12 protein-coding genes are annotated in these 13710 nt (G+C 68.3%); 6 read left to right on the forward strand and 6 right to left on the reverse strand.

Translation table 11 applies throughout. The annotated features are described in order from the left end of the window. Nucleotides 1–90: 90 nt before the first annotated feature. Genes ACTWP6_RS19090 through ACTWP6_RS19100 form a run of 3 tightly spaced genes read left to right on the forward strand, consistent with a single transcriptional unit; the run spans nucleotide 91 to nucleotide 3983 of the window. The gene (locus ACTWP6_RS19090; protein WP_443188502.1) at nucleotides 91–2313 is read left to right on the forward strand and encodes an acyl-CoA dehydrogenase; all 2223 of its coding nucleotides are present in this window, start codon (nucleotides 91–93) and stop codon (nucleotides 2311–2313) included. Between the two features lie 36 nt (nucleotides 2314–2349). Continuing rightward, the gene (locus ACTWP6_RS19095; RefSeq protein WP_443188503.1) at nucleotides 2350–3558 is read left to right on the forward strand and encodes a thiolase family protein; all 1209 of its coding nucleotides are present in this window, start codon (nucleotides 2350–2352) and stop codon (nucleotides 3556–3558) included. Nucleotides 3559–3560: 2 nt separating this feature from the next. Further along, nucleotides 3561–3983: a Zn-ribbon domain-containing OB-fold protein gene (locus tag ACTWP6_RS19100; RefSeq protein WP_443188504.1), complete on the forward strand. Its 423-nt coding sequence runs from the start codon at nucleotides 3561–3563 to the stop codon at nucleotides 3981–3983. Between the two features lie 43 nt (nucleotides 3984–4026). On the opposite strand, the gene ACTWP6_RS19105 is transcribed toward ACTWP6_RS19100, so the two are convergent. From ACTWP6_RS19105 to ACTWP6_RS19130, 6 genes are all read right to left on the reverse strand, one after another. Beyond that, a complete protein-coding gene (locus ACTWP6_RS19105) occupies nucleotides 4027–5343 on the reverse strand; it encodes an MFS transporter (RefSeq protein WP_443188505.1) in 1317 nt (438 codons plus the stop codon). After that, nucleotides 5340–6179: a putative hydro-lyase gene (locus ACTWP6_RS19110; RefSeq protein WP_443188506.1), complete on the reverse strand. Its 840-nt coding sequence runs from the start codon at nucleotides 6177–6179 to the stop codon at nucleotides 5340–5342. Before ACTWP6_RS19110 ends, ACTWP6_RS19105 begins: the two co-directional genes overlap by 4 nt. A 29-nt stretch (nucleotides 6180–6208) precedes the next feature. Continuing rightward, the gene (locus ACTWP6_RS19115; RefSeq protein ID WP_443188507.1) at nucleotides 6209–7675 is read right to left on the reverse strand and encodes an adenylate/guanylate cyclase domain-containing protein; all 1467 of its coding nucleotides are present in this window, start codon (nucleotides 7673–7675) and stop codon (nucleotides 6209–6211) included. Nucleotides 7676–7771: 96 nt separating this feature from the next. Continuing rightward, the gene (locus ACTWP6_RS19120; protein WP_260754566.1) at nucleotides 7772–8074 is read right to left on the reverse strand and encodes a hypothetical protein; all 303 of its coding nucleotides are present in this window, start codon (nucleotides 8072–8074) and stop codon (nucleotides 7772–7774) included. Beyond that, entirely contained in the window at nucleotides 8071–9597 is a 1527-nt protein-coding gene (locus ACTWP6_RS19125; protein ID WP_443188508.1) for a class I adenylate-forming enzyme family protein, read from the reverse strand. Before ACTWP6_RS19125 ends, ACTWP6_RS19120 begins: the two co-directional genes overlap by 4 nt. After that, complete coding sequence (locus ACTWP6_RS19130; RefSeq protein WP_260754563.1) at nucleotides 9594–10463, reverse strand: SDR family oxidoreductase; 870 nt, start codon at nucleotides 10461–10463, stop codon at nucleotides 9594–9596. The genes ACTWP6_RS19125 and ACTWP6_RS19130 overlap by 4 nt, the downstream gene beginning before the upstream one ends. A 172-nt stretch (nucleotides 10464–10635) precedes the next feature. On the opposite strand from ACTWP6_RS19130, the gene ACTWP6_RS19135 reads away from it, so the two are divergent. The 3 genes from ACTWP6_RS19135 to ACTWP6_RS19145 all read left to right on the forward strand — a co-directional run bounded on the left by ACTWP6_RS19135 (nucleotide 10636) and on the right by ACTWP6_RS19145 (nucleotide 13701). Then, on the forward strand, nucleotides 10636–12225 hold the full coding sequence (locus ACTWP6_RS19135; RefSeq protein WP_443188509.1) for a methylmalonyl-CoA mutase family protein: 1590 nt from the start codon (nucleotides 10636–10638) through the stop codon (nucleotides 12223–12225). Beyond that, nucleotides 12225–12626, forward strand: coding sequence for a cobalamin B12-binding domain-containing protein (locus tag ACTWP6_RS19140; RefSeq protein ID WP_260754560.1), 402 nt, complete (start codon nucleotides 12225–12227; stop codon nucleotides 12624–12626). Before ACTWP6_RS19135 ends, ACTWP6_RS19140 begins: the two co-directional genes overlap by 1 nt. Nucleotides 12627–12744: 118 nt before the next feature. Beyond that, nucleotides 12745–13701 carry an LLM class F420-dependent oxidoreductase gene (locus ACTWP6_RS19145; protein WP_260754559.1) on the forward strand — a complete coding sequence of 319 codons (957 nt, stop codon included), beginning with the start codon at nucleotides 12745–12747 and terminating at the stop codon, nucleotides 13699–13701. Nucleotides 13702–13710 lie beyond the last annotated feature (9 nt).

The following is a 13710-nucleotide window of genomic DNA, read 5'->3' on the forward strand; positions in this document are numbered from 1 at the left end:
CGGCGGGCAGCCGCGGCCCAGCTCGGAAGCCGTCGAAGCGGCCGCGCGCTTCTTCCGAGACCGGCCCCGCCGCGTAGCCGAAGGAGCGCGATGACCATCGGCCTGACACCGGAGCAGGAACAGCTCGGCGCTGCCGTCGCCCAGTTCGCCGCCCGCCACGCGCCGGTCGACAAGACCCGCGAGTCCTTCGAGGCGCTCGCCGCCGGGGAGCTGCCACCGTGGTGGGAACAGTTCGTCGGCAATGGTTTCCACGCCGTCCACCTGCCCGAAGAGGTGGGCGGCCAGGGCGGCACGCTGACCGACACCGCCTGCGTGATCGAGGCGGCGGCCGCGGCGCTGTTGCCGGGGCCGGTGCTGGCCACGGTGTCCACCAGCGCGGTCGCGCTGCTGGCCGACGACACACCGGCACGGCAGGCCCTGATCGGGGCCCTCGCCGATGGTGCGTCCGGCGCGGTGATCCTGGCCGGCGACAACGGTTTCCGCGCCGTGCCGGGCGCAAACGGCTGGCGGATCGACGGCCGTTCTACGCCGATCGCGGGGGCCTGCGCGGCGCGGATCCTTCTGGTGTCGGCCGACACCGGTGAGGGCACCGCGTGGTTCGCGATCGATCCGGCGGGACCGGGGGTCTCGGTCGAGAGCCGCGTCGCGACCGACCGGACTGTGGACGTGGGGGTGGTGCGGCTCGACGGCCACCGCTGCACCGACGACGCGGCGCTGAGCGGCATCGACGACGTCCGGGCGCGGTGTGTGACGGTCGCGCTGGCAGCCGCTGCCGCTTCCGGCGTACTCCGCTGGTGTGTGCAGGCCGTCACCGATCATCTGCGCACCCGGGAGCAGTTCGGCAGGCCGATCGGGACTTTCCAGGCCCTCCAGCACCAGGCGGCGATGCTGTTGGTCAACAGCGAGCTGGCGAGTTCGGCGGCGTGGGACGCAGTCCGGTCGGCATCGGAGGACCCGGCGCAGCACCGCATCGCGGCGTGGGGTTCGGCGCTGATGGCGGTCACGCCGGCACCCGAACTGGCCCTCGACGCCCTGACGATGTTCGGCGCGATCGGATACACCTGGGAGCACGACCTTCACCTGTACTGGCGCAAGGCGACGAGCCTGGCCGCGTCGATCGGTCCCTCCGGCCGGTACGCCGAGTCGCTCGGCGAACTCACCCGCACACACGGACGCGACGTCTCGGTGAAGCTCGGCGACGTCGACCTCGAGTTCCGCCGCGGCGTGGCAGCGGTGCTGGACGAGGCGAGGACCCTGCGCAACGACCGTCCGGGGCGCCAAGGCGACTATGAGAACCTCGCGACCGGACCCCAGCGGACACTGCTGGCCGAAGCGGGTCTGATCGCGCCGCACTGGCCGCGGCCGTGGGGGGTGGAGGCCACGCAGCTGCAGCTGTTGATCATCGACGAGGAGTTCGCCAAACGGCCCGACCTGGTAAGGCCCTCACTGGGGATCTCCGAATGGATCCTGCCGACACTGATCAGCTCGGCACCCGAACACATCCAGGAGCGGTTCATCCCGCCAACCCAGCGGGGGGAGCTCGGCTGGTGCCAGTTGTTCAGCGAGCCCGGGGCGGGTTCCGACCTCGCTTCGCTGACTACGCGCGCGACCAAGGTCGACGGCGGCTGGCGGATCAACGGCCACAAGATCTGGACGTCGTCGGCGCACACCGCCGACTTCGGGGCGTTACTCGCCCGCACCGACCCGGACGTCGCCAAGCACCGGGGAATCGGTTACTTCATCGTCGACATGAATTCCGAAGGCGTTGACCTGCAACCGATCCGGCAGGCCACCGGTGAGTCTCACTTCAACGAGGTGTTCCTCGCCGACGTGTTCGTCCCGGACGAAATGCTGCTGGGCGAGCCGACCGACGGGTGGAACCTGGCGATCGCGACGATGGCGCAGGAGCGGGTCGCGATCAGCGGCTATGTCAACTTCGACCGGGCCAGCATCCTTCGCGCACTGGCCGCCGAGGAGCGCGCCGACCGCAGCCGGGTGCTGGCCGCGCTGGGCGAGGCCGACGCGTACGCCAACGCGATCAAGGTGCTCGCACTGCGCGAGGTGATGCGCCTGCTCGACGGGCAGGCCGCCGGACCGGCATCGAGCATCGCCAAGGTCGCCATGAACGTGATGCTGCGACGCATCTTCAAGGCCACGCTGGAGCTCGCCGCACCGGCGGCACTCGTCGAAGACTCCGAGCCGGCGATCGTCGAACCCTACTTCCACCTGCCGGCGGAACTGATCGGCGGCGGGACGAAGGAGATCCAGCTCAACATCATCGCCCAGATGATCCTCGGACTGCCTCGCGCGTGAGTGCGACGCGGGGCTGCGGAGCGACAGGAGATACCCATGGGTCTGCGCGGTGAGGCCGCGATCGTCGGTTACGTGGAGCTGCCCCCGGAACGGCTGAACAATGCCACCCCGGCGCCTTTCACCCTGGAGCAGTGGGCGGAACTCGGCGCCGCGGCGCTCGACGATGCCGGGCTGCCCGGTGAGTCGGTCGACGGCCTGGTCACCACACACCTGAGCGAGTCGGAGATCTTCGTTCCATCGACGGTGGCCGAATACCTGGGCGTCCGAGCCAATTTCGCCGAGATGGTGGACCTGGGCGGCGCCAGTGCGGTGGGCATGGTCTGGCGCGCCGCCGCGGCGATCGAGCTCGGGATCTGCGATGTGGTGCTGTGTGCGATCCCGGCGCGTTACCTGACACCGACATCGGAGAAGAAGCCCCGACCGCTGGTTGACGCCATGTTCTTCGGAGCGTCGAGCAACCAGTTCGGTTCTCCGCAGGCCGAATTCGAGATCCCGTACGGAAATCTGGGCCAGAACGGGCCGTACGGCCAGGTCGCCCAGCGTTATGCCTCGGTGTACGGCTACGACGAGCGGGCGATGGCCAAGATCGTGGTGGACCAACGCTTCAACGCAAACCACACCGAAGGGGCCATCTGGAAGGACAAACCGCTAACGATCGAGGACGTGCTCGCCAGCCCGGTCATCGCCGACCCGCTGCACATGCTCGAGATCGTGATGCCCTGCCTGGGTGGTGCGGCGGTGGTGGTGGCCAGCGCCGACGTCGCCGCCCGCGCGAAGAACCGGCCGGTGTGGATCAAGGGTTTCGGCGAGCAGGTGCCCTACAAGACGCCCACCTACGCCGCGGATCTGCTGCAGACGCCGATCGCCCGGGCCGCAGAGACGGCGTTCGCGATGTCGGGTCTGACCCGCGAGCAGATGAACATGGTGTCGATCTACGACTGCTACACGATCACTGTGTTGCTGAGTCTGGAAGATGCCGGCTTCTGTGGGAAGGGCAAGGGCATGGAGTTCGTCTCCCAGCGCGATCTGACCTTCCGCGGCGACTTTCCGCTGAACACCGCAGGCGGTCAGCTCGGGTTCGGGCAGGCGGGCAATGCGGGGGGAATGCACCATGTGTGCGACGCGGCCCGCCAGATCATGGGCCGGGCCGGGGAGGCGCAGGTGCCTGATTGCCACCGTGCGTTCGTCTCGGGCAACGGCGGCATCCTGTCCGAACAGACCACACTCGTGCTGGAGGGGGACTGACCATGAGCACACCGACCTTCGAACGGCCGATGCCGGTCAAAACGCCTACCACTGCGCCGTTCTGGGATGCCCTCGCCGAGCATCGGGTGGTGATTCAGTACTCGCCGTCGTCGCAGTCCTACGTCTTCTATCCCCGGGTGCGCGCCCCCAGGACGCTAACGAACGACCTTGAGTGGCGCGAGATCTCGGGCATGGGCACGCTGTACTCGTTCACCGTGGCCCGCCGCCCCGTCGGCCCTCACTTCGTCGACGCGGTGCCTCAGTTGCTCGCCATCGTGGAGTGGGACGAAGGGCCCCGGTTCTCCACCGAGCTGGTCGATGTCGAGCCGACGGACATCGTGATCGGCATGCGGGTCAAACCGGTCTTCTGCGACTACCCCGAGCATGACGTGACGATGTTGAGGTACGCGCCGGCCGATCGGTGAGACTCGCGGCGAGATCGCCCACGCGGCAGGCGAGGGTTGGCGATCAGTGCGACACCAGCCTGCGCAGCGGCTTGCGCGCCGTCTCGCGCATGGTCAGCACCGTCAGCAGCGTGACAACGGCCGCCCCGATCACGTAGTACGCGGGTGCGAGGTCGTTACCCGTCCGCGACACCAGCCACGTCGCGACATAGGGTGCGGTGCCGCCGAACAGCGCCACCGACACGTTGTAGCCGATCGAGTAACCGCTGGAGCGCACCCGCGTGGCGAACAGTTCGGCGCCCGCCGCCAGCGACGCGCACACGAAGACCGCCTCGATCGCGGCCAGGGCTGAGTGGGCGGCGATGGCCGCGGTGAGCGAGCCGGTGTTCAAGAGCAGGAACAGCGGATAGGCGAACACCGCGAAGCCGATCGAGCCTGTCAGCAGAAGAGGTTTGCGGCCGATGCGGTCCGACAACGCTCCGAGCGGGGGGATCAGGACGATGCCCACCATGCTCGCGACGGTGATCGAGAAGAATGCGTCGGTCTTGCTGAAACCCAGTGTCTCGGTGAAATAGCTTGGCAGGAAGGTGTATACGAGATAGAAGCCGACGTTGTGGACCACCACCAGGCCGATGATCTGCAGGATCGGTCGCCACGACGTCGTCACCGCTTCCTTCAGCGGCGACGACGACACCGCGCCGGCCTCACGCAGCGACTCGAACTGCGGGGTGTCGCCGAGGCGCAGGCGGATGTAGAGCCCGACCGCCCCCAGCGCGCCGGCGATCAGGAACGGGATCCGCCAACCGTAGCTTTCCATTGCGGGCTCGGACAGCAGCGTCTCCAGTCCGGTCACCGTGACCGCGCCGAGCAGGAAGCCGACGACGACCGACCACACCAGGAACGACACCACGAACCCGCGGTGCCGGTCGGGGGCGTACTCGGCCAGAAAGCAGGCGCCGCTGCCGTATTCGCCGCCGGCCGAGAAGCCCTGCAGGCAGCGCAGGACCAGCAACAGGATCGGCGCCCAAACCCCGATGGAGTCGTAGCTGGGCACCAGACCGATGGCCAGAGTCGATGCCGACATCAGCAGGATCACCAGCGCCAGCACCTTCTGCCGGCCGATCCGGTCTCCGAGAGGGCCGAAGAAGAAGCCGCCGAGGGGGCGCATGAAGAACGCCGCGGCGAAGATCGCGAAGGTGTTCAGCAGCGCCGCGGTCTCGTCGCCGGGCGGGAAGAACTTCTCGGCGATATAGGTGGCCAGGAACCCGTAGATCGCGAAGTCGAACCACTCCACTGTGTTGCCGATCGCGGCTCCGCGGACAGCCTTTCGGATCGCGTCGGGGGCGGCCGCAGCGGTCGGGGTCAACTGGTCGACGTTCACCAAAGTCCTCCTGGCTGATCGGTGATCTGCGCGCGCGAGGCACTGTCATAGTGGCTGTGCGTCCGGTCGGTGATGAACATGTGGCCTGGTGCGTGAAAGATCGCCAGTGGCAACCGGGCTCGTTGGGCGACGGCCTGTGGCGTCACACCGCACCCCCAGAACACGGGGATGTCATCGTCGTCGAAGCGCACCGGATCGCCGAAATCCGGTGCATCGAGGTCGGCGATGCCCAGCCGCGACGGATCGCCGATGTGCACGGGTGCGCCGTGCATCGCGGGGAAGCGGGCGGTGATGTCGACGGTGCGGGGCACATCGTTTCGGGGGATCGGCCGCATCGAGACCACCAGCGGCCCCTCGAAAGGACCGGCGGTCCGACAGGGGCGGTCGGTGATGTACATCGGGACGTTGACGTGCTGCTGCTGATGACGCAGCGGTAGTCCCGCCGAGGCCATTGCCCATTCGAACGTGAACGAACAGCCGAGCAGGAACGCCACGAGATCGGCGCGCCAGTATTCACTGATATCGGTGGGCTCGTCGACGCACTCACCGTCGCGCAACACGCGGTAGCGCGGCACGTCGCTCCGGAGGTCGGCGTCGGCGGCGACCGCGGCGGGGCGGGGCGAACCGGTGTCGGTGACCTCCAGCAGCGGACACGGGACCGGGTTGCGCACACAGAAACGCAGGAAATCCAGCGCCGAATCCTGCGGCAGCACCACCAGATTGGCCTGCGCATGGCCGTCGGCGAGGCCGCTGGTCGGCCCGGTGTGCGCGCCGCTACGGATCTGGACGCGCGCGGCGGTGGCACGCGTCGGATGCGGAGCCGCGGCAGATCGCATACGCGTGCATTCCCACTCCGAAGGCGGACCTAACCTCCACCCGGGGTGTGGATCTCGGTCGGGTCGCGGCGTCCGCGCAGCGTGATCTGCCCACATGGGACCCACCGGGCCTGCTCGGACTCGTTCGCGCGGGTCAGTGCCGCACCCGAGGACAGGGTTCGGCGCTCGAATTCCTTGGCATGGTCGGCCAGCCGGGCGGCCTCGTTGACGGCGTCACCCACCACGGTGTACTCGTAGCGGTTCCTGGCCCCGATATTGCCGGCGAACACCGGTCCCGCCGACACGCCGATACCGAAATCCACTGCCAGTCGCCGCAACTGAGCGGCCAACGCGCGGGCGGTCGCCAGCGCAGCCGAGCACGGGTCGTCGATGCGCAGCGGGGCGCCGAACACCGCCAGCGCGGCGTCACCCTGAAACTTGTTGACCAGACCGTGCCGTCCGTCGACCTCGGCGACGACGATCTGGAAGAAATCGTTGAGGATGTCGGCGACTTCGTGGGGGCTGCGCTCGGTGGCCAGCTGCGTGCTGCCGACCAGATCGATGAACAACACCGCGACCTCGCGCTCGTCGCCGGTGGATGTGTCGCTGCGGGTGCCGGCCTGCTCGAACGCCCGCCGGGCGACTTCCTCGCCGACGTGGCGGCCGAACAGGTCGCGCAGCCTGTCGCGTTCCCGCAGACCGGCGACCATGCGGTTGAACCCGCTCTGCAGCCGCCCGATCTCGGACCACTCGTACACGTCGATGCTGCGATCGAGTTCGCCTTTCTCGACGTCGGCCATCGCCTCGGCCACCTCGTGGAGCGGATCCGAGATGGACATCGATACCAGGATCATCGAGCGTAGACCGAGCACGACCGCGACCAGAGCGAGTATCAGCAGCGCTAGCTCGATCGGGGACGACGCGTTGAGCAACCAGTTCTGGGACTGCAGGATCAGCAGGACCGCGATGGCCGAGCCGGGCAGTGCGGTACAGGCCAGCCACATCAGCAGCAGGCGGGCCCGCACGCCCGGCGCGGCCGGCCGTTCGGCGTCGGCGGGCACGGCCGCCAGCAGGGGCCGCAGAGTCCGCAACGTGAACAGGAAGCCGGTGGTGACGGTGGCGATCGCGCCGAACAACAGCGCGGTGGTGAGCACCACGAACACCGTCGCCGGTGCGTGCACGTTGAGCGGTACCAGGATGGCCGCGGTGAGCAGCCACGGCGCCAACGTGATGACCGCCTGACGGCGCATGATCTTGGCCGTGGTCCGGATCTCGCCGGGCGTGGGCCGGCGGCCGGAGCTCAGCCAGCGCAGGGACGGACGGAGGATCAGGACCGCGCCCAGCGCCACCGTGACGGTGCCGATCAGGCCGACCACCGAGAAGGTGATCACGTTGCCGGTGGTGATGACACGACGGCCGGCGAGCGCTACCACGATCGCGAGGACCTCGGCGACGGTCAGCAGGTATGCCGACGTGAGCCCCGCGGCGTACCTGGTGAGCAGGCGGCGTGGCCTCACCCGCCGAAGGTATCAGTCGCGCGCCTTCAGATACGCGGCGATGGCATGGCTCGACCTCGTCGCGGTGACACCCGCGAACGCGCCCGGGCTCCCTGGTCAGTCGCTGGCGGGTAGCGGCTTGGCCTCCTTGAGCGCCAACGGGGTCGCGCCGATGCTCAGCGTGCCCTTGCCGGCTTTCGTCACGAGCACCTCGGCGCCGCTGTCGTCGACGTAGCGCTTGCCCATCAGATTGCCGTCGGCCAGTTCGCCGTCCAGCGACAGACTCTCGTCGACACTGTCGCCGACGGGCACCATCGGGGCGCCGCCGGCGCGCAGGTCGTCGAGACTGTCGCTGCTGCGGACCACGATCACCTGGGTGTCGCAGACCTGGCTCTGCAGTCGGGTGCCGTTCTTGATCATGCAGGGGCTCCTTGTGTCGCGGCCGGCTGTGCCGGCGATGGGTCCTGGTTCAGTTCGTCGACGAGTTCGCGGCGCAGCACCTTGCCGGTCGCGTTGGTGGGCAGTTCGTCCCGGAACACCACCCGGTCGGGGGTGCGGGATCCGCGCAACTGCGCCCGCACGTGGCCACGCAGGTCCTCGACGTCGGGTACGGTCCCCGGTTCCGCGACCACGACGGCGACGATGATCTGGCCCCACTGGGGGTCATCGGCACCGACCACGGCACAGTCTCGCACGTGCGGGTGCTCCACGAGCACGTCTTCGATCTCGGCGGGGGCGATGTTCTCGCCGCCGCGGATGATCGTGTCGTCGGACCGGCCACCGATGAACAGGTAGCCCTCCTCATCGAGGTAGGCCACGTCCTTGGTGGGGAACCAGCCCTGCTCGTCGAGCACCGAACCGATGTCGGTGTACCTGCCAGACACCTGCTCGCCGCGGACGAACAGTTCGCCGGTCTGGTTCGGTCCCAGTACCGTGCCATCGTCGGCGCGGACCTGCACCTCGATGCCGGGCACCGGCCGACCGACCGAACCGAGCCGCCGGGTGGCCGCCTCGTCGGAGGCCGCCAGGGCCTCGCGGTGATCGTCGGGGGTCAGCACCGCGATGGTCGAGCTGGTCTCGGTCAGACCGTAGGCGTTGACGAACCCGACGCCGGGGAGCAACGACAACGCTTTGCGCACCAACGGCAACGGCACCTTCGATCCGCCGTAGGCCAAGGTGCGCAGGGTCGGCAGCGAGGTGCCCCGCGCCTCCAGCACCGAGACGATCCGGTCGAGCATCGTCGGCACGACGGTCGCGGAGGTGACGCCCTCGTCGGCGACCAGCCGCACCCACGTCTCGGCGTCGAAGTGCCTCAGATACACCATCTTCCGTCCGGCGTACAGATTCGACAGCGCGGCACTGACACCGGCGATGTGGTAGGGCGGGACGCAGATCAGCGCGGCATCGTCCGGCTCGGCCGACGCGAATTCCACCGTCCCCATGATGTAGCTCGTGAGGTTCGTGTGGGTCAGTTCGACAGCCTTCGGCTTCGACGTCGTCCCCGAGGTGAACAGCACGACACCGACGGCGTCGGGGTCGGCGAACTCGGCCGCGGGTTCCGCGGTCCGAGCTCCGGCGAGGAACTCCGCCGAACCGATCGTCCGATAGCCGTCGCCGACCGCATCGCGGTATTCGTCGTCAACGACGACAAGGGGATCGGGCAGCCGGTCGAGCAGCGCACGCAACCCATCGGCCGACAGCCGGTAGTTCAGCGGCGTCACGGGTGTCGCGGCGCGGGCCGAGGCGAACAACAGCAGCGGCAGCATCGCGCCGCCGGTGCCGATGTAGGCGACATGCTGGGCGCCCGACCCCGCGATCACCCCGGCGCCGCCGTCGGCGAGGGTGCTGAGTTCGGCGGTGGTGAGCCGGAGTTCGTCGGAGACGAGGGCGGTCCGGTCCGGGTCGGCGTCGGTGGCCATCTCCAGCAGCAGCGAGATGCTCATGAGGCTCGCCCGTCGACGAAGATGTCGAGGATCGGGTCGTCGCCGCCGCCGTAACGCGACAGGTCGGCGACACCGGACTCGACCAGGACAGCGGCGTCGATGTAGCACTGCCCGTTCACCTGCGCCGGTGGCCGCGACAGGATCTGTACGGCGGCGTCGGCCATGATGTCGGGGCTGCGGGAGGCTTTGACGAGATCATCACCGTCGGCGAGGTTGCTCACCGCCGAGGTCGCGATGTAGGTCTCGGGCCACAGGCAGCTGAAACCGATGCCGCTGTCTGCGTACTCGCTGGCCCAGCCCAGCGACAGCAGGGTCATGCCGTACTTGGACAACGTGTAGGACGGGTGTGCACCGAGCCAGTGCGGGTTCATGTTCATCGGCGGCGCCAGGGTGAGCACGTGCGCGCCGGTCGCCGATTTCCGCAGATGGGGCAGCGCGCCCTTCGTCAACAGAAACGTGCCGCGGACGTTGATGTCCATCATCAGGTCGAACTTCTTGGCCGACAGCGCCTCGGTCGGTTCGGTGGCGATCGCACTGGCGTTGTTGACGACGATGTCGACCCCGCCGAAGCGTTCGACCGCGGTCGCGATCGCACGCGCCACGTCTTCTTCCTTGCGGACGTCACCGACCACCGCGACACCCTTGCCGCCCGCAGCTTCGACGTCGGCGACGGCGGTGTGCACGGTTCCCGGAAGCTTGGGGTGCGGCTCGGCGGTCTTGGCCAGCAGCACGACGTTGGCGCCGCGCCTCGCTGCAGCGAGGGCGATGGCGAGGCCGATTCCGCGACTGCCGCCCGAGACCACGACGGTCCGGTCGGCGAACGTGGTGTCGCCGGTCCCGCCGGTCGCGTTGGACTCTCCAGACAAAGGGGCCTCCTCATCAACGCCCGATAGCGTCGTTCTCATTTTAGGCGAATCCCATAATCGCCGTGTTCCCGGGTTTGATGCGGGTCTTTGGCGGGTCGGCACGCACTGCGGCGTGCGGCTTTCCCTCAGGCGGTATTGGCATTCTCATTTTTTGCAAGTACGTTATCGATCGATGAGTGACCAAGTCCACCCTCTGGTAGCGACCCCGTCGGGGATCCCGCTGGAACCCGTGTACGGACCGGGCGATCGTGCGGCCGACCCCCCACCGCCGGGGCAGTATCCATTCACGCGCGGAAACTTCGCGTCCGGGTATCGCGGCAAGACCTGGACCTTCCGGCAGTACTCCGGTTTCGGCACCGCCGAGGAGTCCAACCGCAGGTACCGCTACCTGCTCGATCAGGGCGGTACCGGGCTCTCGGTGGCGCTGGATCTGCCCACGCAGTGCGGTTACGACTCCGACGACGAGGAGTACGGCGAGGAGGTCGGCCGGGTCGGCGTGGCCGTGGACACCCTCGCCGACGCCGAGATCCTGTTCGACGGGATTCCGCTGGACAAGATCAGCACGAGCTTCACGATCAACGGCACGGCGGCCATCCTGTTGGCGTTCTACGTCGCCGCCGCCGAGAAGAAGGGTGTGCCGCGGGAGAAGCTCACCGGCACGATCCAGAACGACATCCTCAAGGAGTACGCCTCGCGCGGCACCTGGATCTGGCCGCCGGAGCCGTCCCTGCGATTGATCGCGGACACCATCGAATTCTGTGCGGCCGAGGTGCCGAGGTTCAACGCGATCTCGGTGGCCGGTGCGCACTTCCGTGATGCCGGCGCCAACGCGGTGCAGGAGATGGCGTTCACCCTCGCCGACGGCGTCACCTACTGCGACACCGTGGTCGAGCGTGGCCGGATGACCATCGACAAGTTCGCCCCGCAGATCTCGTTCTTCTTCTACACCCACGGTGACTTCTTCGAGGAGATCGCGAAGTACCGCGCCGGGCGCCGGCGATGGGCGACGATCGTGCGGGAGCGTTACGGGGCCACCACGGACAAGGCGTCGATGTTCCGGTTCGGCTGTGTGGCCGGTGGGGCGTCGCTGTATGCCCCGCAGGCGCAGAACAACCTGGTGCGCGTGGCCTACGAGGCGATGGCCGCGGTGCTCGGCGGTGTGCAGTCGATGTTCACCGCGGCGTGGGACGAGCCGTTCGCCCTGCCCTCGGAGGAGTCGGCGACCCTGGCGCTGCGCACCCAACAGATCCTGGCGTACGAGACCGGCGTGACGAAGGTGGCCGACCCGTTGGGCGGCTCCTATTTCGTCGAGGCCCTCACCGACGCCACCGAGGAGAAGATCGTCGAGATCATGCACGACCTCGAGACACACGGCGGCATGGTCCGCTGCATCGAGGACGGCTACCTGCAAGGCTTGATCGCCGACGAAGCGTTCAAGATCCACCAGGAGGTGGAATCGGGTGAGCGGCCCGTGGTCGGGGTGAACCGATTCGTCGTCGACGAGCCGCCGCCGGACCTGGCCACCTACGAGCTGGACGCCGAGGGTCGCGACAAGCAGTTGCGGCGGCTGGCGAAGGTCAAGGCCGACCGCGACGACGTCGCCGTCAAGGAGGCGCTCGCGGCGCTGGCCCGGGCCGCAGAAGGCGACGACAACCTGATGCACAAGCTGATCGACTGCGCGAACGCGTATTGCACGGTGGGAGAGATGGTGTCGACGTTGAAGTCGGTGTGGGGCGAGTTCCAGCAGCCGGTGGTGTTCTGATGTCAACACGTGTGCTGGTAGCCAAGCCCGGTCTGGACGGCCACGACAGGGGAGCCAAGATCGTCGCCCGCACGCTGCGTGATGCGGGCTTCGAGGTGATCTACACCGGGATCCGGCAGCGCATCGAGGACATCGTTTCCATCGCATTGCAGGAAGACGTTGCGCTGGTTGGTCTTTCGATCCTCTCGGGAGCCCACGTCGCGCTGACCGCTCGCACGGTGGAGGCGCTGCGCGCCGCCGACGCGGCAGACATCGCCGTCGTCGTCGGTGGCACCATCCCGCAGGGCGACGTCCAGAAACTCCTCGACGCCGGCGCCGCCGCGGTGTTCCCGACCGGGACGCCGCTGGAGGACCTGGTGCGTGATGTGCGGGCGCTGACGGAGAGAGTGGAGCACACATGAGGCCGGGTGGAGCGAGGGTGCGCACAGAGCGCCCTTTCGGCAGATATCGCGATCTCAGCGCACTTTCGCCGGAGGAGGCACGTTCAATCAGGCCGGGCGGGCGAAGCGGGGGTGGGCAATGAGACTCGGAGTGATGATCGGGGCCGAGCGCGGCGACATGGCGCGCAAAGTCAGCAAGCTGGTGTCCGACATCGAGTGGGCCGAGTCGGCGGGCCTGGACACCGCGTGGATGCCGCAGGTGCCCAACGACTTCGACTGCCTGACGATGGTCGCCCTGATGGCGGCGCACACCTCGCGGATCGAACTCGGCACCGCTGTCGTGCCGCTGCAGGCACAGCATCCGATCGCCCTTGCCCGGCAGGCGCTTTCGGTGCATGCGATGGCGAACGGGCGGCTTGCCCTCGGTGTCGGGCCGTCGCATCACTGGATCGTGCGCGACATGCTGGGCCTCCCGTACGACAAGCCGGCCGCCTACACCCGTGACTACCTCGAGGTGCTCAGCGCCGCGCTCGCCGGACCGGGTGATGTCGACGTCGAGAACGACACGTTCACCGTGCACAATCCGACGGTTCTCGGTGCCGAGCAACCGCTTCCGGTGCTGGTGGCCGCGCTGGGACCGGTGATGCTGCAGATCGCGGGGGAGCGCGCCGACGGCACCGTGCTGTGGATGGCCGACGAGAAGGCAATCGGCGAGCACATCGCGCCGAAGATCATCAAGGCCGCCGCCGAGGCGGGGCGCCCAGCGCCGCGAATCGTCGCCGGCATCCCAGTGTGCCTTTGTGCGAACTCCGAGGTCGACGCCGCCAAGGAGCGGGCCAACCGGATCCTCGCCGAGGCGGAGACCTCGCCGAACTACCAGCGGTTGCTGGATCGTGGCGACGCCCGCAACGTCGGCGATCTGTGCGCGGCCGGTGACGAAGAGTCGATCCTGGCGCGGTTCAAGCAGTTCGCCGATGCGGGGGTCACCGACCTGTCGGTTCGGTTGCTGCCGATCGGGGAGACCCGCGACGAGCTGGTCGCGTCGAAGTACCGCACCCGCGAGGTGATCGGCGAGCTCGCCAAGCGCGTGCGATGATCGCCGGCG

The sequence above is a fragment of the Mycobacterium sp. 4D054 genome, from assembly GCF_052245755.1.
Taxonomy (GTDB): Bacteria; Actinomycetota; Actinomycetes; order Mycobacteriales; family Mycobacteriaceae; genus Mycobacterium.

Coding starts and splice junctions, on each gene's coding strand:
- ACTWP6_RS19100 (WP_443188504.1), top strand. CDS start 3,561: ATGAGCACACCGACCTTCGAACGGCCGATGCCGGTCAAAACGCCTACC.
- ACTWP6_RS19090 (WP_443188502.1), top strand. CDS start 91: ATGACCATCGGCCTGACACCGGAGCAGGAACAGCTCGGCGCTGCCGTC.
- ACTWP6_RS19095 (WP_443188503.1), top strand. CDS start 2,350: ATGGGTCTGCGCGGTGAGGCCGCGATCGTCGGTTACGTGGAGCTGCCC.
- ACTWP6_RS19120 (WP_260754566.1), bottom strand. CDS start 8,074: ATGATCAAGAACGGCACCCGACTGCAGAGCCAGGTCTGCGACACCCAG.
- ACTWP6_RS19125 (WP_443188508.1), bottom strand. CDS start 9,597: ATGAGCATCTCGCTGCTGCTGGAGATGGCCACCGACGCCGACCCGGAC.
- ACTWP6_RS19140 (WP_260754560.1), top strand. CDS start 12,225: ATGTCAACACGTGTGCTGGTAGCCAAGCCCGGTCTGGACGGCCACGAC.
- ACTWP6_RS19145 (WP_260754559.1), top strand. CDS start 12,745: ATGAGACTCGGAGTGATGATCGGGGCCGAGCGCGGCGACATGGCGCGC.
- ACTWP6_RS19110 (WP_443188506.1), bottom strand. CDS start 6,179: ATGCGATCTGCCGCGGCTCCGCATCCGACGCGTGCCACCGCCGCGCGC.
- ACTWP6_RS19135 (WP_443188509.1), top strand. CDS start 10,636: ATGAGTGACCAAGTCCACCCTCTGGTAGCGACCCCGTCGGGGATCCCG.